The organism is Kiritimatiellia bacterium, assembly GCA_025054615.1.
Classification (GTDB): domain Bacteria; phylum Verrucomicrobiota; class Kiritimatiellia; order CAIVKH01; family CAIVKH01; genus JANWZO01.
Genome location: JANWZO010000015.1, coordinates 21,622 through 39,752, shown reverse-complemented (window position 1 = coordinate 39,752; position 18,131 = coordinate 21,622). Strand labels below are relative to the sequence as shown.

Here is an 18,131-nt window from a genome sequence, read left to right as displayed (position 1 = left end):
TGCCCCGTATTGAATCCGAGGATTCCGCCGATGCGTATCGCTGGGGTTGTGCTGACTTTCGTAATAGGTTTTGCCGGTTTTTTGTTGGCGGACGAACCGCCCCTCAGCGCATCGACCCGCATGATTCCGGGCGCCAAAGCAACACGCTGGCTTCGGTACGACGCGCCGACAAACTCGAAAGTCGAGGTGTCAGGGACGTGGAACCAGTGGACCCGCGCTTTTCCGATGGTTCGCACGAACCGGTCGCTCTTTGTCCTCGACATTCGATCGCTCCCCATCGAGAAGCCGGGCCGGTACGAATTCAAATTTATCGTCGACGGCGAATGGGAGCCGGGCGAAAACCGCACCCTTGTAGTGAACGACGATTTGCTGCTGGAGCGCCCGCCGGAAGTGGTGCTCGCCGCGCGGCTGGACGGCCGGAATGAAATCACCGTGTATCTGAAGCGTCCCCTGGCGGACACTCGGGGCGTACGCGCGGCGCTAGAGCCGCCGGTCCCGCTTACCGGGATGCGAGTGATTCCCGGTAACCCGGACAAACTCGAACGCGGTTATCTGATCGCCGGACCTACCCTAAAGTTCGTTTTTGACGAGCGGGCCTATGGTCTTGCGCTCGCCCCGACGGCGATGGTGACGGTGGCCGGAAACTTCAATTGGTGGAATCCCGATGGCGGGCGAAATGGGGTGTGGCGGCTAGAGGACGACGACGACGATGGCGTTTGGGAGGTTTCCGTGCCGGTGGAGGGCTTGCCATATCCCGAGGGCGATGGGTTTCCGCTCTTTCGGTTTGTGGTCGATCGCGAACGGTGGACGACTCCGCCGGCCCGCGCACCGAATCGCGTGCGCGACCCGAACGGGAACATCAATTTGAAGGTCGATTTCGCCGATCCCGGCGTGACAACGCTGAAGCTCTTTACGGCCGAGCCTTTGAACTTATCGACGACCTACAACGTCGTGTTGGACGGGATTGCGGACCGCCGCATCAGGCAGGTCGTGTCGGTCGGCAAACTGCTCGATTCCATCGTCACGTCGCGCGCGCTCGGCGCCCATCTCGACAAAAAGCGGGGCATCACGACCTACCGGTTGTTCGCACCTCGTGCGACGGCCGTGACCCTGAACATTTTCACGACGCCGGAGTACGAGCAGCGTCAGCCGGCCTATCGCCGGCTGGAGCCGGCGGAACGCTATCCCATGATCAAGGACGAGGAGGACGGCGTTTGGGAAATCAGCCTCCTGGGGCTAGATGTCGGCAAATATTACTCGTTCAACGTGGATGGTCCTCAGGGCGACGGAGAGGCGTTTAACGCTCAGGCGTTTGTCAGCGATCCCTACTGTTTTGCATCCGCCCATTCGATGAACAACTCGATTGTGATCGACCGCGAGGCGACCAATGAATGGTTCGGGGGCTGGACCGCGACAAACTGGACCACGCCGCGGCCGGAAGACCTGGTGATTTATGAGGCACACGTCCGCGATTTGACGATCCATCCTTCATCGGGCGTGCCGCCGAATCTGCGGGGGACCTATGAGGGTGTATTGGCAACCATCGGGACCGGAACCGGCCTGGACCACATCAAGGCCATGGGATTTAATGCCATCGAATTCCTGCCCACCTGCGAGTTTGAAAACGGTACGCGGGATTACAGTTGGGGTTATAACACCGTCCATTATTTCGCACCCGAGGCGTCCTACGCTCGCAAGCCGTTGCGTGGATCCCAATACTACGAATTTAAGCGCTTCGTCGACGGCTTGCACCGTGCCGGCTTTGCCGTAATCAAGGATGTCGTCTACAACCATGTCGGTGGCCCCAATCTCTTTGCGCTGATCGATAAAAAATATTTTTTCCGTCTCACCCCCGATTATCGGTTTATCAATTTCAGCGCGTGCGGGAATGACGTGCGAACCGAGGCGCCGATGATGCGGCGCTTCATCGTCGACAACATCCTGTACTGGATCCGCGAACACAAGGTGGACGGATTTCGATTTGACCTCGCGGAGCTCATCGACATGGAAACGATGCGGCAGATCGAGCGCGAGGCACGCGCGATCAAGCCGGATGTCATTCTGATTTCGGAACCGTGGTCCATACGCGGGGAAAATAAAGCCAAACTTCGCGGAACCACGTGGTCCGCGTGGAACAACGATTTCCGGTATGCCGCGAAAGATTTCGTGCGCGGCCGCGCCGATCGGGACTGGCTCAAGAAGACGATCACCGGTTCCACGGAGATCTGGTCTTCCAACCCGCTCCAATCCATCAACTACGTCGAGAGCCACGACGACATGGCCCTCGTGGACGAGTTGAGCCTTCGGCCGGACCGTAACGGCAAATACGTGCAGTCCTATGAAGTCCAAATGAACAAATTGGCCGCCACGGTCTTGTTCACTTCGCTCGGGATCCCGATGGTCAACGAGGGCCAGGAATTCCTGCGGAGCAAGTACGGTATTAGCAATACCTTCGACAAGGGAGACGCCGTCAACGCGATCCGGTGGGATGATCGCGAACGGCCGCTCGCAGCCGAAGCGATGCGCTACTATCGGGATTTGATCGCCATGCGGCAAAGCGAGGCGGGTCGGGCCTTTCGGGTGACCCAGACCCCGCCGCCGGGTTACTACACGTGGATCGATCCATCTGAGCCGCGCGCTCTGGGCTATATCGTCAACGCGAAAGGCCAACACCCGGGGCGCTCATTTGTCGTTCTCTTAAATAGTTCGGACCGCTCGGTTGCTTTCGATGTGCCCCTGCCGCCGGGCCGCTGGCGGGTCATCGGCGACCACCAGACCGTGAACCTGAACGGATTGCCCGGCTATGCGCCACTGGAGGGCGGTCGGACTGCAACGATCCAGGTGGCCGGCATTCGATCCCTGATTCTAATGAACGGATTTTGATCCGGCACCGGGATTAGATCACTCGTTGCGGAGCGCCTCGGCTGGCGCGATTCGCGCCGCGAGGCGCGCGGGCCAGTAGGAAAAGATTGCGCCCGCCAGTAGCCCAAACGCGAGGGGCGCGGCCGCCAACGCCGGATCCAGCCGGATGGGCGCGGGGATGTGGCTGCGAAGCGCCCCAAGCAATCCTATTGCCGCGAGCGCACCTGCAACGGCCGCCGCAACGGTCAGGAGCAACGCCTCGAGCACAAAGAGGGACGCAACGTCGAACGCGGTGGCTCCGAGGGCCCGCCGAAGCCCGATCTCCGGCACACGCTCCCGCACGTTCGCAACCAGCAGGCTCATCAAAGTGGCGCCCCCCAGCGCGATGCATAATAACGCCACGCTGCCGGCCGTGTAGCGGATGGCGCTTTGCAGAGATCGGATCCGGGCAATCAGCGAATCGGCGGTGACGATGCTGATCGAAGGTGCCCCGAGATCAGGTTGGGCAAGGAGTTCGCGGACTAGACCGGCTGCCCACTCCGCTCGTTCTCCTGGCGGGGCGCGCGCAAAAATTACCGATAGCGCCTCCCCGGCGGCGGCGCTGCGGCCAAACCATTCGGGGTCGACGGACAGGGGCACGAAAAACATGCGGCCGCCGGCCAAGAGCGAGGAATGCGAACCTTCCGCTTCGAGGGCGCCGGATTCGATTCGCACGATGCCGGCGACACGAAATACGCCGTCACCCAGCGAAATCGAATCACCGACGCGAATACCCCATTCGGCGGCGACCGTTTCCCCGGCGACGGCGACGCGGTCTCGCATGGCCACGTCTTGCTCATCGAGAAAGCGACCGTCGACCATGCGCCAAGGTCGAACCTCCAGCAGGGAGGCCTCTGCCGCGACGACGCGGACCCGGCGCTCGCCGCCTGCGGGCACATCCTCAAAAAGCCGGACACTGCACACCTTCGCTCCCGGCAAATTTTGCCGCAGGACCGCCGCGTGCGTCGTCCGCAGTGCGGCCGCGGGCGGAACGTCGCCGGATTTTTCAGGCAGGACCGCGAACACGTCAGCGCCCAGCTCTTCTACGATGCCCTTCGCGCGCGCTTCCAGGCCGCCCAGCAGCGACGCGACCGCAGTGAGGGCCGCCATGCCAACGGCGAGGGCAAGGAACGCCAGGCTGGTGCGGCCGGGGCGGGAGCGGATGTTCTCCTCCACATCAGTGAGCGCGGCGCGAAGAGCGAGCGTCATGGCGAGTTCTCGATCCGGCCGTCCCGGCAGATCAGGCGCCGGGTGGCGTGGCGCAGCAGCGATTCATTGTGGGTCGCCAACAGGATAGTAATTCCGCTGGCATGCAGTTCCCGAAAGACGTCCATGACCCGCTCGGCGGACTCGCGGTCGAGATTGCCCGTGGGTTCGTCGGCAATTAGCAGATCGGGTGGTTGTGCAACAGCGCGCGCGATGGCGATCCGCTGCATTTCGCCACCGGACATCAACCGGACCGGTTGGCTGGCGCGATCCGCAAGACCCACGCGGGCGAGGGCCTCTTCCGCCAGTCGGGTCGCTCGCGATGGGGGAACCTCGAGGTATCGGAAACGGAATCGAACGTTTTCCAGGGCTGTGCGACGCGTCAGCAGACAGAACCGCTGGAAGACCATTCCGATTCGCGCCTTTCGCATCTGGCACAAATCGCGCTCGGGCAGGTCTGAAACTCGGCGTCCGGCAAACCAGACCACGCCCTGTGTCGGTGTGTCGAGCAGTCCCGCCAGATGGAGGAGGGTGGACTTTCCTGATCCGGAAGGGCCTGTGACCATCACAAAGCTGCCCTGTTCAATCGTCAGGTTCACTTCATGCAAGGCATGGCGGGGTCCGGCTGGCGTGGCGTAGGTTTTCCACACGCCGCGCATTTCCAGCACGGGGATTTGTGGAATCGCACGGTTCACGGGCGCCGGAGCCTGTCGCCGGCCGAGAGGCCCTCCAGCACTTCGAAATGGCGCAGGTCGCCCCAGCCGAGCACGATCCGACGCCGAGGTGCGCGGGGGTCGATGGGCTGCACGAAGGGCTCACCCTGGTCGAAGGCCACAAAGGTTCGCGGCACCAGCAGGGCGTCATCGCGCGAATACGAGAGGATATCCGCGCGGACAGACATGCCGGAGCGGAGCCGGGGGTCGGTATCCCTCAGACCAATGACCGCTCGAAAGAACCTTTGGAAGCCCGGGCGTTCGATTGCGGAGACGGCCATGGACCCCACCGTCTCGACCTGCCCGCGAAGGCGCAGATCCGGATAGGCGATCGGCGACACGACGGCCTCCGCCCCCACCTGGACCCGCGACAGCTCAGCTTCCGGAACCAACAGCTCCACCACCAGATCCCGCATGTCCGGGATGCTCATGAAGGGCTGGTTGCGATAAAGGCTGTCTCCCACGCGGACTGTACGGTATTCACCGCCGATGTGGAGCGGCCGATAGACGATGATTCCCTCGGCCGGCGCGACCACGCGGCAGCTTTCAAGCTGTTGGCGGGCGAGCGCGAGCTCTTGTTCCGCAGCGGCGAGTGTGGCGCGCGCTTTGGCTAGGGCCGCCGGGTGAAGATATTCCTTCGTCAGGGCGATCCGCTGGTCCAGCTTGTCCAATGCCGCGCGCAACTGATCCACTTTGAGCGACTGTTGTTCGATTTCCTGCTCGGAGACGAGACCCTCGGCGAGGAGCGACCGCGAATCCTCCAGGAACCGGCGCTCGGTTTCGTATTGGGCGAGGGCCTCCAACCGCTGGGCCTCCAGCTCGCGCAACTCGAGCGGCTGTTCCGCTTTTTCCAGCCGCTCAAGTTCGGTCCGGGCCACCTCATAATCTCGCTGTAGTTTCAGCAGGTCGCGTTCGACCTGGGAGCTGTCGAAGCGCACCAGTAGATCGCCCGGCTGCACCCGAGCGCCCTCAGGGGCGAGTTCGACGATCGTCGCCGATCCTTGGAATTTCGACAGGATAATCTCGACGCGGCGCGCCTCGAGCTTGCCCGTATAGGTCGTCCATACGCGAATCGGTCCGGTTTGCACCGCGCAGGTCTCGACCGGTTCGGGGGCGCGTCCGCACCCCACGGGACCGGCCGCGGCCAGCGCGGCAGCGAGAAGGGCAGCGAGCCGTATCATGGCGGCACCTCGTCCCGGCGGGGCCGAAGTTCCGCGGGCGCTTCGAGCAGGGTGCCGAGGGCATGGAGATATCGGTACGCGGCGAGCACTGCTTCCGCCCGCGCCGTCAGACGGCGGCTTTCCGCCGCGGCGAGTTCGTCTTCTGCATCCGTGACCGCTCGATTCTCCACTCGCCCGAGATCGAACAGGCGTCGAGCCAGCCGCGCGCGCTGTTCCGCGAGGGCATGATTGCGCTCTGCGATATCCACATCGAGGCGCGCGCGCCGATAGGCCGAGGCGCTCTGCTGCACCTCCCGCGCGATGGCCCATTCGCGAATTCGCACCGCCTCGCGGGCGCTTTCCCGCGCGAGAACGGCCTGCTCAATCTGCGCCCGCTCACGGACGCCCACGATGTCGCTTCCGCCGGAGACGCCGATCGACCAGCGCACATCGCTGCGTCCTTCGAACTCGTCTTCCGTCTCCGCCCGTGCAATCAGCGAGGCCTCGGGCAGGAGTCCACGTCGCGCGATTCGCTCGGACCTCTCAGCATCCGCGTAATCCTGCAACGCCTGCGCATAGTCGAGCCGATTCGACAGTGCGAGGGCGACCGCCTCTTCCGTTGGCGGAAGATTCAGTTCGATTAGAGGAGAGGGAATCAGCTCATAAAGAGTGTCCGGAGGGCTGCCTAGCAGCTCGGCAAAATCGCGCCGAAGCGAGGACATCCGTTCGCGGTCCGTCTCGAGACGGGCGAGGGCTTCTCCCCGCCGCAGGTCGACGCGGAGCGTGTCGACGCGCGTGGCGCGTCCCTGCCGCTCACGAGCCTGGGTTAGGCGAAAGAGCGTTTCGAGACGCTGCAAGGCGGCCTCGTCCGCCGCAATTTGGCGCTCCAGCTTCACCAAGGTTTCAAATTGTTCGACAACGCGAAGCGCGAGGTCCGCCTTTTGCTGTTCAAGAGCGCGCCGTGCGGCGCGGAAACGGCTTTCGGCGGCCAGAACGCCTTCGCGTTGGATCAACGCGCCGAAATTTCGGAAGAGAGGCTGTCGGACATCAACTCGCCAAATGGCCGATGGACCAGTGTCGCCGGATCCGCTGGTATGTTCGATCCGCGGTCCGGCTTCGATTTCAAAGCCGGGCTCCCACTTGCGGCCCGCGGAAAACCCGTAGCGAAGTCGGTCTGCGTCATCGGCGCGTTCCGCGGAGATCTCCGGCCGAAGCCGCCAGGCGAACTCGGCCCTCGCGGCGGCCGCGCCCCGTTCCGCGCCGCGGGCTGCGAGCGCGCGCTGAGCCAATTCGCGGTTGTTGGCCAGCGCCCTGTTAATTGCGGTTTCAAGATCGAGCCGCTCAGCGCCGTAGGCCGCCGCACACGCGGCAAGGGCGCTGAATCCGGCCAGCAGCCACATTGCACGCACAGCCGAATTATCCGCGAGGAACCGCCGAACGCAACCGGCAAACGGGACCTGCTGCCGCTCCGAGTTCATTCGAGCAGATCGGCCAGACGCACCCACTCTTCGACGGACAGCGTTTCCGGGCGGCGTTTCGCCTCGATACCCGCCCGAGCAAGGGCTTCCGGACGACGCACGAGGGTGCCCATCTGCTTGCGCCGATGCTCAAAACATTCCTTCACCAGAGAGCGAAAGCGCTGCTCATCCGTCGGCTGCGGCCCGCCTTCTAACCGGAGGAGGACCACGATGGCAGACTCCACGCTTGGCGCGGGATAAAAACAACTCGGCGCAACACGTTTTCGGAGTTCGACCGCATAGTGGAGCTGCACCAGCACGCTCAACGCGCCGTAGTCGCGACTCCCGGGCCGGGCCTTGAGGCGTTCGGCCACCTCGCGCTGCACGGTCACGGCAAATCGCGTTGGCTTCACGGGCGCGCCGCAGAGCTCCACGAGCGCGCGCGTGCCGATGGCATACGGCAGGTTGGCGACGACCTTGTTCAGCCCGTTGGCCACCAGGCCGGCCAGGTCGCAATCTAACGCGTCGGCGTGAATCAGCGTCAAATGGGGATGATGTCCAAACGTCGCCTGCAGGTGGGCAAACAGCGCGGCGTCCTTTTCAATGGCGACGACGCGGCCGGCACGCTCGAGAAGCGGGGCGGTCAGCGCGCCGAGACCGGGACCAATCTCCAATACGCCATCAGCCGGCGAAAGATCTGCCGCTTCCAGCAGGATGCGGAGAATGTTGGCGTCGATCAGGAAATTCTGGCCGAGGAGTCGATTCGGCTGAACATCCAGTCGTGCCAGGAGGGCGCGAACATCCGATGTGCGCAACGCGGGATTCAGCGCGGCCACGGGTTGCGCCTCCGCGCCAACCGGGCGGCCCAACGGATGGCTTCCGCCATGCTGGCCGCGCTGGCCCGGTTCTGTCCTGCGATCCCGAATGCGGTGCCGTGATCGGGCGCCGTGCGAACGATCGGCAGACCCAGCGTGAGGTTGACGCCTTGGTCGAAGGCGAGCAATTTGAGCGGCGCGAGGCCTTGGTCGTGGTACATCGCCACAACCGCGTCATACTCCCCCTTCGCCGCAAGATGAAAGACCGCGTCGCCCGCCAAGGGGCCTTCGACGCGAAGCCCGCCGGCTTGAAGGCGCGAAATGACAGGCTTGATGATCTTCTCCTCCTCATCGCCGAGATCGCCGCCTTCTCCCGCGTGCGGATTGAGGCCACACACCGCAATTCGCGCGCGTCGCGCACCCAGCCAGGGCAGCGCCTCGGCTGTCAACCGGATGGCCTCCTCAACGGTCTCCCGAGTCAGCGCGTTTGGAACTTCGCGAAGCGGGATATGTCGCGTTGCCAGAACGACCCGCAAAGAGCCACCGAACAGCATCATGCCAAACCGCGAGACGCCGCACAGTTCCGCGAGCATTTCCGTATGGCCCGGCGCGTTGATGCCCGCCCGGTGAAATCCTTCTTTGGAAATCGGCGCTGTCACGAGCGCGTCGAGCTGGCCCCGCAGGCAGGCATCGACGCCGGCCATGATCCATTCGCCGGCGGCCGCAGAGGCATCGGGATCCAACTCGCCCGGTCGCCACGTCAGTTTCAGGCGAACTGGCGACCAGCAAAACACCCGCATGCGGGGCGGGTCCTCCAGCTTGCCCGTCCGAGGTACGGGCAGGCCAAGAGCGGCGGCCTGTTCGGCGAGGATCTCGGGATGTCCAATCAGGACAAATTGGACTCCCGAGGACTGCCGGGTGCGATAAACGGCTTTCAGCGCGACTTCGGGCCCGATTCCATTGATGTCGCCCAACGTAATGCCGATTCGGATTTTTGGTTGATGTCTCACGAACAACCAGAGGGGGAAGATTGACCGCTAAAAGATTTGGACGACGTGCTTACGGCGCAATCGTTCGATCCATCGCCGGTAGATCCGATCGATCTCCGCCTGCCGCAACTCGCGCTCCAGTTCCGGTCGAACTTCTTCGAATGTCCGCATCCGGGCGGATTGCCGCTCCTCGACCAAGGCCAGGTGGATCGCACCCGGCGTTTCAATCACATCGCTGACCTCGCCGGGTTTGAGCGCCTCAAGGGCCGCGCGTAGCGGCCCGGCGAAGTCAGATGCACTTCGCCAGCCCCAGTCGCCGCCAGCAGCGGCTTTGCTGTCCTCGGAAATCTCCCGCGCGACGTCGGCGAACGATTCGCCGGCGAGAATCCTGCCGCGCGCCCTGACGGCCAACTGGCGGCGCGCATCCACAGCGGCCGGGCCAGACTCGGGCAAGCGGAGCGTGATCAGCCGCACGCGGATCCGTTCTGGCACGTTCCAGCGGTCGGCTCGCGCCTCGTATGCCGCCCGCAACAAGCCGGGCGACACCTTTGCCCGCTCGATCACTTCCTGGCGGCGCATGAGGGACACGATGATCCCTTCCCGGACCCGCTCGCGCCACTCTTCTAGCGTGATTTGTTCCTGGGCCAGCGCGGCCAGAAACCGGGACCGGTCGTTTCCAAATCGTTCCGCGATGAGGGTCCGTATTCGACCGTCCACAATCCGGTCCGGAAGAGTGGCCCCCGATTTTTTGAACTCCTCGACAATGAGCGCCTGCTCGATCAACAGATCCCTCGCGGCCGTAAATGCCTCGCTGCGGCGCTGAAGTTCCATGCCGGCAAAATCGTCGCGCATCTGCAGATCGCTGCTCTGAAGGAAATCCATCACATCGCCGATCGTGATGACGCGCTCGTTGACGATCGCGGCAAAACCGTCTACCGGCATGTCATCCGTCAATTTGGCCGAAGCCGCTGCCACAGAGGAAAAGGCGAGACAGACGGCCGCCAGGATCCGCGAATTCGTGTCCATAAAAAAACTTATTGCAGAAGCGCCACAAGGCCGCAAGCCGTAGCGGCCTTGAGAGGGTTTACGTCTTGGCCGTTGTCGCTTGGGCGATAGATTTCCGGCTGAAAGGGACGCATTAAGTTCCGGCCCGCAAGGCTATTCAATTCTGGATGGATGGGGTTTCTCGACAGTTGGATCCAGTTCGGTAGGATAGCGGCTTTCAAATCCTGTATGGAAAGCCTAGCCATTTCAGCGCTATCGCCGGCCGGTTGGATCACCCTCGCCGTCGTCGCATCTCTGTTCGGCCTGTTGATGTTCACCAGATTCCCCGCCGATTTTCTGTTTCTCGGCGCGCTTGCGATCCTTTTGATAACGGGGATTGTGGACCCGACGGCAGGTCTGGCGGGCTTCGGGTCTAGCGGCCTGGTGACCATTGGGGTGCTTTATGTCGTGGTGGCGGGGCTACAGGAGACGGGGGGGTTATCTTGGATCACGCAACATGTGCTTGGCGCGCCCCGCGGTCTTCGAGCGGCGGTCGCGCGGCTCATGGCGCCGGTCATGGCAATGAGCGCGTTTCTCAACAACACGCCGGTGGTGGCCATGTTCATTCCCGCCGTGACCGAGTGGAGCCGAAGGATTCGCATTCCGCCGTCGAAGCTGTTGATTCCCCTCAGCTACGCCTCGATTCTGGGCGGGATGTGCACGCTGATTGGCACGAGCACCAACCTCGTGGTCGATGGCCTGTATCAGAAACGGTTCGGACTAGGGGGGCTTCCGATCTTTGAAATCACAAAGCTCGGCATCCCCTGTGCAGCGGTGGGCTTTCTCTTTGTGGTGCTGGCGGCCCGCCGCCTGTTGCCCGAGCGAAAGTCCCTCGATGAGGTCTTCGAGAACACGCGCGAGTACACGCTCGAACTGGAGGTCAGCCCCGGCAGCCCGCTGATCGGCCGGTCCATTGAGGAGGCGGGGCTGTCCCAGGTGCCGGGCGCCTTTCTTGCGGAGCTGATTCGGGGAGACCACGTGTTTTCGGTGGTCTCCCCTGGCGAGGTTCTCCGGGAGGGCGATCGGTTGGTTTTTGTCGGCCACATTGAATCGATCCGCTCGCTCTACCACCAGAAAGGTTTGCAGCCGGCCCCGGACCAGTTGTTCAAGCTGGATGCGCCACGTCACAAGCGGATTCTGGTCGAGGCCGTGGTGTCCAACACCTGCCCGCTGATTGGCAAGTCGATCCGAGATGGGCGGTTTCGAAATGTCTATAACGCCGTAGTGATTGCTGTAGCGCGAAACGGCGAACGGCTTCGCGGCCGCTTGGAAGACATTGTGCTGCGGCCCGGCGACACGCTGCTGGTGGAGGCCCACGCCGGATTCATTCCCCGCCAGCGTGATTCCCGTGATTTTTATCTGATCCGTTCGCTGGACGATACTGCGCCGCGCCGATTCGAAAAGGCCCCGCTGGCCCTCGCAATTCTGGCGGGGATGATCTGCGCTGCCGCCCTCGACTGGATGACCATGCTGAATGCCGCGATTGCGGCGGCGATGTTGATGGTGATGACCGGCTGCTGCAGCATCGGGCAGGCGCGCCGCAGCGTCGAGTGGAATGTCCTCACCGTGATCGGCGCGGCCATCGGGCTTGGCACCGCCATGGAACAGACGGGCGCCGCCCGCGCGATTACCAACCTGCTGCTCGGCTTTTCCGGCAGCGACCCGTGGATGACGCTGGCCTTCGTCTACCTGGCGACCACGCTCGTCACGGAGGTGATCACCAACAATGGCGCGGCGGCGCTGGTGTTTCCCGTGGCGATGGACGCTGCCGCCCGCCTTGGGGTGAACCCGCTGCCGTATGTGTTTTGCGTGATGATCGCCGCGTCCGCGAGTTTCGCGACCCCGATCGGCTATCAAACCAATCTGATGGTCCTCGGTCCTGGCGGATACCGTTTTGGCGACTATGTTCGGATCGGCTTCTGGCTCAATCTCATCATCGGTGCGGCAGCGGTCGCGCTCGCCCCGCTGATCTGGCCGTTTTGACGGACGAGCCGCGAACATGCTACTCGCCGCTCCCCTAGAGAATTTTCCATTCGATGGAAAAAAGGAATCGAAGAGGTTCCATCGCATGGAATTTCTATGATGGAAAAATGGGTTCGATTTCGAGCCACGTCGGTCCTGTTGGCGCGGGCTGGACAGGATGGGGTTGGGGCGTAGCATAGGCGTATGCGAATCTGTCCCACGTGCGACAAACCGCTCGTTGCGCTGGAATACCGCAATGTGGAGGTCGATTGGTGCCCCGCGTGTCGGGGCATCTGGATGGACCGCGGTGAACTCGGCGTGTTGCTGCGGGGCGATCCTGCGGCCGACGCCCTGATCCCGCTCTCCGTGGGCGCTCGGAGCCCTCGGCGCTGCCCCGCGTGCGGCGACTGGATGAGGGAGGCGCGCGCGCAACAGGCCCCGATTACGCTGGACGTGTGCCCGCATGACCACGGCTGGTGGTTTGACGAGGGAGAGGTCAAGGCGGTCACTCGGACGATCGCCGATGATCGCGCTCTTGCGCAACTGACGGATTTTTACGAAAGCTTGTTCGGTCACCCCGGCACATAAGGAGGTAAAGATGGCTGGCTGGATCACTCTGGGTGTTATCGCCGCGCTGATATTGGCGTTCATCGTCCTCTACAACGGACTTGTGCGGCTGCGAAACGAGGTCAAGAACGCGTGGGCGCAAATCGACGTTCAGCTCAAACGCCGGCACGACCTGATTCCCAATCTGGTCGAGACGGTCAAGGGATATGCGACACACGAGCGCGAGGTGTTCGAGCGCGTGACGCAGGCGCGCGCGGCCGCGGTCAGCGCAACGGCCGGCGGGCAGGTCGGCCAGATTGCGGCGGCCGAGGGAGCGCTTCTTGGCGCGCTCCGCAGTTTTTACGCGGTGATGGAAAATTATCCGCAGTTAAAAGCGGACGCGAATTTCCGCGCGCTACAGGAGGAACTGGCTTCGACGGAGAATAAAATCGGCTTTGCGCGCCAATACTACAACGATTCCGTGATGCGCTACAACACCGCATGCGAGACCATTCCGTCGAACATCGTCGCGCGGATTGGCGGGTTCCAAAAGGCCGAGTTTTTCGAGATTCAAAACGTGGCCGAGCGCGAGGTGCCGAAAGTGAAGTTCTGAACCGCTCGCGCCCCTCGCGGAAAATCCGCCGCGGGGCCGCTCCTTGCGATGTTCGAAGTTATTCGAGCCAATCGCCGAAAATCGGTGGCGCTGGTTCTATCGCTCGGCGCGCTGCTCGCCGTCCTCGGCTGGACATTTGGCGTATTGGTGCATCCTTCTACGGGTCCGACCGGCGTCGTCCTTGCGTTAGGGGTTTGGCTCTTACTTCTGGCCGTGTCCTTTGTTGGCGGGGAGGCGATGTTGATGGCGCAGGCGGGGGGGCGCGAAATCCAGAAAAAGGACGCGCCGCAGTTGTTCAATGTTGTCGAGGAAATGACGATTGCCTCTGGATTGGGTACGCCGCCGAAAATCTATCTGATCGACACGCCCATTCCGAACGCCTTTGCGGTCGGCCGCAATGAGCGGCGGGCGGCGGTGGGTTTCACGACAGGACTCCTCGCGAAGCTGAACCGCGATGAGCTGCAGGGGGTGGCCGCTCATGAAATCGCTCACATCAAAAACCGCGACACCCTGTTCATGACCATCGCGGGGACGACTGTCGGGGCCATCATTCTGCTCTGCGATATGTTCGCGCGAGGTCTTCGCTTTACCGCGACGGGTCGTCGCCGATCGAGTCGGGACGGCGGGGTGGCGGTCATCGTGTTGCTGGCGGTCATATTATCGATTGTGGCGCCTCTGCTTGCGCAGCTTCTCTACTTCGCGACGTCGCGCCGGCGCGAATACCTCGCGGATGCGTGTGCCGCGCAATATACGCGCTATCCAGAGGGTTTGGCCTCCGCGCTGGAAAAGATTGCTGGCGGTCAGCGGGCCGATGCGGAAGTCAGCCGGGTACTGGCCCCCATGTACATCGTCAGCCCGTTCCGAGCGCGCGGCCATGCGAACAGTCTGTTCAGCACCCACCCGCCGACGGAAGATCGAATTCACGTGTTGAGGTCGATGGGGCAATCTGCGTCCCTTCGCGCCTATGAAGAGGCGTACAAGCGCCTGCACGGCGGAACCGGCGTTATGGGATCTTTTGCCCTCGCTTCCGTAGCAGATGCGCCCGTCCGGGAGCCAACGGCGGGCGAGGCCGCGAATGCGGCGGAGGGCTGGCGATCCGTCCGGAACATCCTGAGAAGTGCCGAGGGCGGGACGCCCTTGGACTGCGACTGCGGGCTTCGCCTGTGGATCCCGCCGGCGTGGACGGGGGCACCCATTCGCTGTCCCCGATGCGGGCACCATCATCGTATGGGTTGATTCGCTTTTCGTACTGACTCGCCCCAAATCCGGGCAGGGTTGGACGCGCAAAATTGCTCAAAGTTTTCGCAATTCAAAACATTCCGCGCGGGGCACCCGGCTTGTAATTTCCGCACAAAAGATTAATGCGGAGGAATGACATGAAAAAATGTGCATTGTTTCTGTTGACGAGCCTTGCCCTATCCATTGGGACAGTTCGGGCAACTCATATCATCTTGTCTGATTTCGACAACGTCGGGTTCCAATGGGCTTATGGTTCATGGAACCCGTTGAGCGGCGTAGAAACGTTGTTTCCGACGTATGTGCGGATTGCAGGTCCGGCGACGGAATCCGGCGGTGCCGGGGTCACATTGAGCAGCCCGGTCACGTTCGATCCCTCGCAATACGAGGTTCGAGTTTCGGCGCGCATCGCACCCGGCAATGCGGCCAGCGGGTTCAACGTGATTATTCAGACCAGTCCAACGGATCTGTGGGGCTACTATTTCCCGGCGACGCTATTTAACTCGTCGACGTTTACGACCTCCTCAATTCCGCTGAACTCGCCGACATTTACCAATGGCAATCCGGATTTCTTAAACGTGGGACTGAATGAATTTCAGGTCCAAGGCGATTTCTCAAGCTCAGACCGCTTCGCGTTCGAATTCGAAGATCTTCGGTTGGTCCCAGAGCCTGGAACCTTGTTGCTGCTCTCCGCGGGAGCTGTCATTCTGGGACTTATCCGTCGTACCACAACCGGCTAGTAGAAACGAGGGCCTGTTGAGGTGATTGCATAGGGTGGTTATGAATATGAATTGGAGGAGACTCATTCTGAGTTGCGTAGGGCTAGCAGCCATAGCTGAGCTGCCGCTCGCGAACGCTGCTTCAGGCGTTCACGTTCTTTTGTCGGGGGATAAAGGAAAGGGAATAAAGTATCGATACGGCACATGGGAAAATCCTGGCGCTATTCAATTCGTCAATCAGGTGATGGAAATAAGTCCACCTGCTACGGACGAGGGAGGCGCGGGTTCATCTCTGAATCAAAAGGCAGTGCTACCGCCATCTGCCTTTATTCGCGTGATAGCCCGGCTGGGTCCCCAAAATAAAGCGTCGGGATTCAATATTGTTTTGAAAGACAGGGATCCGGAGGGTGTTGAACACCATGTGTATCGCATCCCGGCCACCCGATTGGTTGAAAATGACTTCCAGACCATCGACATTCCGATTGCCGCATCGGATCTGATCAATAATCGTGCGAATGGTGTGCCGGATTTTATGGAGGGTGGATTGGAGGGATGGGAGATTCAGGGAAATTTTGAGATTCAGGCACCGATCCATCTCTTCATTAAGCGAGTTGAACTGGTAATTCCATAATCCGATACCTCCATACAGCGGCGGACGAGCCGCCCTCGAATCGGCGGCCGTCCGCCGCGCCTTGTTTCACATGCCGTTTTTGTTTCGTGTCCATCTCTGGCTGGCTCATGTCGTGCCCCTCGCGCTCTCCGTCGTCGTCCTCGCCCCCGCGATGACCGCCTGCCGAAGAATTGACATGGTTCCGCGTGAGGTCGCGGAGGCGCCGGATGTGAAGGTTCGCGTCGTGGAGCGCGAAGGCGCATTGTGGTTTGCGCACGGAGAGAAGCTTTTCCGATCGGTCGGGGTCTGCGCCGTCATTCCGGTTGAGTTGGATTACACGCGCGGGGGCATTCGCTATCCGCTGGCCTATGACGGTCCGGCGGCCCACGGCGGTGATGAGGCCGCCTGGCGGCGGTCAACGTTGGACCGCTTGTCGGCGTGGGGCTTCAATACGCTGGGTGCCTGGTCCGATGCGGCATTCGAAAATCCGGGCGTATTCTGGCACACCCCCTGCCTGTGGCTGGGTGGCTATCGCGGTCAGCCGGACATGCGGTTGGTTGACGTATGGGCGCCCCAATATGCCGCGGAGATGGACCGAATGGCCGCCGAGCAGTTGGCGCCATGGCGAGATCGACGGGACGTCATCGGCTTCTTCCTGAACAACGAACTGCCTTGGTATGGCGAAGCGGGATGGCCGGTTGCGGGAGGTCGCTCGTTGCTCGACCGCTATTTGGAACTGTCGCCAGGCGCTCCCGGGCGCGCTGTCCTTGCGGAATGGCTCCGCGCGACGTACTCGAACGATTTTCGCCTTTTTCTGCGAGACTGGGAGACGCACGCGACCTCGTTCGCGGAAATTCGAACGGCTCCCGAAATCCGGCTTCGGAAACGCCGTCCGGCTGCGGCTGCGATCGTGGAAGCCTGGGCCGGTGTGGTCGCCGACCGATACTTCCAGTTGAGTGATGAGGTCTTCCGACGCCATGCGCCGCCCGGCTCGCTCAATCTCGGCGTGCGGTTCGCGGGGCGTGTCTATCCTTCAGTTCTGGCGGCATGCGGCCGATATGCTGACGTGATCAGCTTCAATGACTATCAGCCGGCAGGCGAATTTCAGGCCGCATACTTCGATGCGCTTCATGCGCTGACGAGAAAACCCATCCTGATTACGGAATTTTCGTGGCGAGCGGATGAGAATCGATCGGGCTGCAAAAACACGCAGGGCGCCCCGGTTACGGTGCCCACGCAGCGCGATCGGGCGGCGCGATACGAGGCGTATGTTGGCGCTGCGTCGCGCCACCCGGCGGTCGTCGGTTGGCACTGGTTTTGTTGGGCAGATCAGCCGCCCGGCGGGCGCTTTGACGGCGAGAATTCGAACTACGGCCTTGTGGATCTGAACGACCAGCCCTACCTCGAACTGGTCGGTGCGATGGAGCGGCTCCACCGCCGCAAGCCCCGCCGCGACCGCCTGAATCAAGGGGCGGATCTGTCTCCACTCGCCATTTACCGGCCGATTCGCATTCCGGATTCGCCGGCGCGGGAGCCGGTTCAGACGCCGGCCAGCGCGTGCTCCCTGCGTCCTTGGTTCGATGATAAATCAACGACGCGATTCGATGTGGCCACCGGCGGGGGGCGCATCCTGATTCGCTTCGATCCGGATCCTGCGGGGTGGGGCGGCGGGATTTCGCTTGTCCCTCCGCGCACGGCCGCTGACGTAGCGGACACCAATTGCTTTTCTCTGTTGGGCCGACGCGGCGTGGAGATGCGCATCCAAGCCTCGCGCTCGGCGTCGTGTCGCCTGCAACTGGTGGAAACCGGCGCCGGCCCCGTCGGCGAACAGGCGTATGCGGGGCGCGATGGGGCGGACGGGGAGGTCTATGTTTCGTATGCCCGGTCGTTGACGGCCGGCGATAATGCCGTGCGGTGGGAATGGGACGAGCTCGACGTCCATGAGCACTATGGCAACCAGCGGGGAAACCGGCGCATCGACCTGCAGGCGTTGCAATCAGTAGACCTTTATCTGCCTGCGGATGCCAACGGACCCGGCCCGCTCGTCCTCGAGATCCAATCCATCACGTTTTTCTAAAATCCATGGCAAGGGGTTTGCGGCGTCGGGCGATCTGGCCTGCCGTTCGATCGGTTTTCCCGGAGATGCGCTTTGGCATCGAG

General features: G+C 62.3%; 15 protein-coding genes. 8 read left to right on the top strand and 7 right to left on the bottom strand.

The window, feature by feature from the left end; all coding sequences use genetic code 11:
• The first annotated feature begins 30 nt into the window (after positions 1-30).
• Positions 31-2,883: an alpha-amylase family glycosyl hydrolase gene (locus NZ740_08015; protein MCS6771955.1), complete on the top strand. Its 2,853-nt coding sequence runs from the start codon at positions 31-33 to the stop codon at positions 2,881-2,883.
• An 18-nt stretch (positions 2,884-2,901) separates the two neighbouring features.
• On the opposite strand, the gene NZ740_08010 is transcribed toward NZ740_08015, so the two are convergent.
• Genes NZ740_08010 through NZ740_07980 form a run of 7 tightly spaced genes read right to left on the bottom strand, consistent with a single transcriptional unit; the run spans position 2,902 to position 10,267 of the window.
• Complete coding sequence (locus NZ740_08010) at positions 2,902-4,110, bottom strand: ABC transporter permease (protein ID MCS6771954.1); 1,209 nt, start codon at positions 4,108-4,110, stop codon at positions 2,902-2,904.
• Positions 4,107-4,802 (bottom strand): ABC transporter ATP-binding protein, encoded by a 696-nt coding sequence (locus NZ740_08005; protein MCS6771953.1) that lies wholly within the window; start codon positions 4,800-4,802, stop codon positions 4,107-4,109. Before NZ740_08005 ends, NZ740_08010 begins: the two co-directional genes overlap by 4 nt.
• Entirely contained in the window at positions 4,799-6,001 is a 1,203-nt protein-coding gene (locus NZ740_08000; GenBank protein MCS6771952.1) for an efflux RND transporter periplasmic adaptor subunit, read from the bottom strand. The genes NZ740_08005 and NZ740_08000 overlap by 4 nt, the downstream gene beginning before the upstream one ends.
• The gene (locus NZ740_07995) at positions 5,998-7,458 is read right to left on the bottom strand and encodes a TolC family protein (GenBank protein ID MCS6771951.1); all 1,461 of its coding nucleotides are present in this window, start codon (positions 7,456-7,458) and stop codon (positions 5,998-6,000) included. The genes NZ740_08000 and NZ740_07995 overlap by 4 nt, the downstream gene beginning before the upstream one ends.
• Complete coding sequence (gene rsmA / locus NZ740_07990) at positions 7,455-8,273, bottom strand: 16S rRNA (adenine(1518)-N(6)/adenine(1519)-N(6))-dimethyltransferase RsmA (GenBank protein MCS6771950.1); 819 nt, start codon at positions 8,271-8,273, stop codon at positions 7,455-7,457. Before rsmA ends, NZ740_07995 begins: the two co-directional genes overlap by 4 nt.
• Positions 8,261-9,262, bottom strand: a complete 1,002-nt coding sequence (gene pdxA, locus NZ740_07985; GenBank protein ID MCS6771949.1) for a 4-hydroxythreonine-4-phosphate dehydrogenase PdxA — start codon at positions 9,260-9,262, stop codon at positions 8,261-8,263. Before pdxA ends, rsmA begins: the two co-directional genes overlap by 13 nt.
• 27 nt (positions 9,263-9,289) lie before the next feature.
• Complete coding sequence (locus NZ740_07980; protein MCS6771948.1) at positions 9,290-10,267, bottom strand: peptidylprolyl isomerase; 978 nt, start codon at positions 10,265-10,267, stop codon at positions 9,290-9,292.
• A gap of 207 nt (positions 10,268-10,474) precedes the next feature.
• Between NZ740_07980 and NZ740_07975 the strand changes: the two genes are divergently transcribed.
• The 7 genes from NZ740_07975 to NZ740_07945 all read left to right on the top strand — a co-directional run bounded on the left by NZ740_07975 (position 10,475) and on the right by NZ740_07945 (position 18,048).
• Positions 10,475-12,268, top strand: coding sequence for an SLC13 family permease (locus tag NZ740_07975; protein ID MCS6771947.1), 1,794 nt, complete (start codon positions 10,475-10,477; stop codon positions 12,266-12,268).
• Between the two features lie 183 nt (positions 12,269-12,451).
• Positions 12,452-12,835: a zf-TFIIB domain-containing protein gene (locus NZ740_07970; GenBank protein ID MCS6771946.1), complete on the top strand. Its 384-nt coding sequence runs from the start codon at positions 12,452-12,454 to the stop codon at positions 12,833-12,835.
• Between the two features lie 10 nt (positions 12,836-12,845).
• Positions 12,846-13,406, top strand: coding sequence for a LemA family protein (locus NZ740_07965; protein MCS6771945.1), 561 nt, complete (start codon positions 12,846-12,848; stop codon positions 13,404-13,406).
• Positions 13,407-13,454: 48 nt separating this feature from the next.
• The gene (locus NZ740_07960; protein ID MCS6771944.1) at positions 13,455-14,642 is read left to right on the top strand and encodes a M48 family metallopeptidase; all 1,188 of its coding nucleotides are present in this window, start codon (positions 13,455-13,457) and stop codon (positions 14,640-14,642) included.
• Between the two features lie 140 nt (positions 14,643-14,782).
• Positions 14,783-15,382 (top strand): PEP-CTERM sorting domain-containing protein, encoded by a 600-nt coding sequence (locus NZ740_07955; protein MCS6771943.1) that lies wholly within the window; start codon positions 14,783-14,785, stop codon positions 15,380-15,382.
• A gap of 40 nt (positions 15,383-15,422) precedes the next feature.
• Positions 15,423-15,992, top strand: coding sequence for a hypothetical protein (locus tag NZ740_07950; GenBank protein ID MCS6771942.1), 570 nt, complete (start codon positions 15,423-15,425; stop codon positions 15,990-15,992).
• A gap of 70 nt (positions 15,993-16,062) precedes the next feature.
• Positions 16,063-18,048, top strand: coding sequence for a hypothetical protein (locus NZ740_07945; protein MCS6771941.1), 1,986 nt, complete (start codon positions 16,063-16,065; stop codon positions 18,046-18,048).
• The last annotated feature ends 83 nt before the right edge of the window (positions 18,049-18,131 follow it).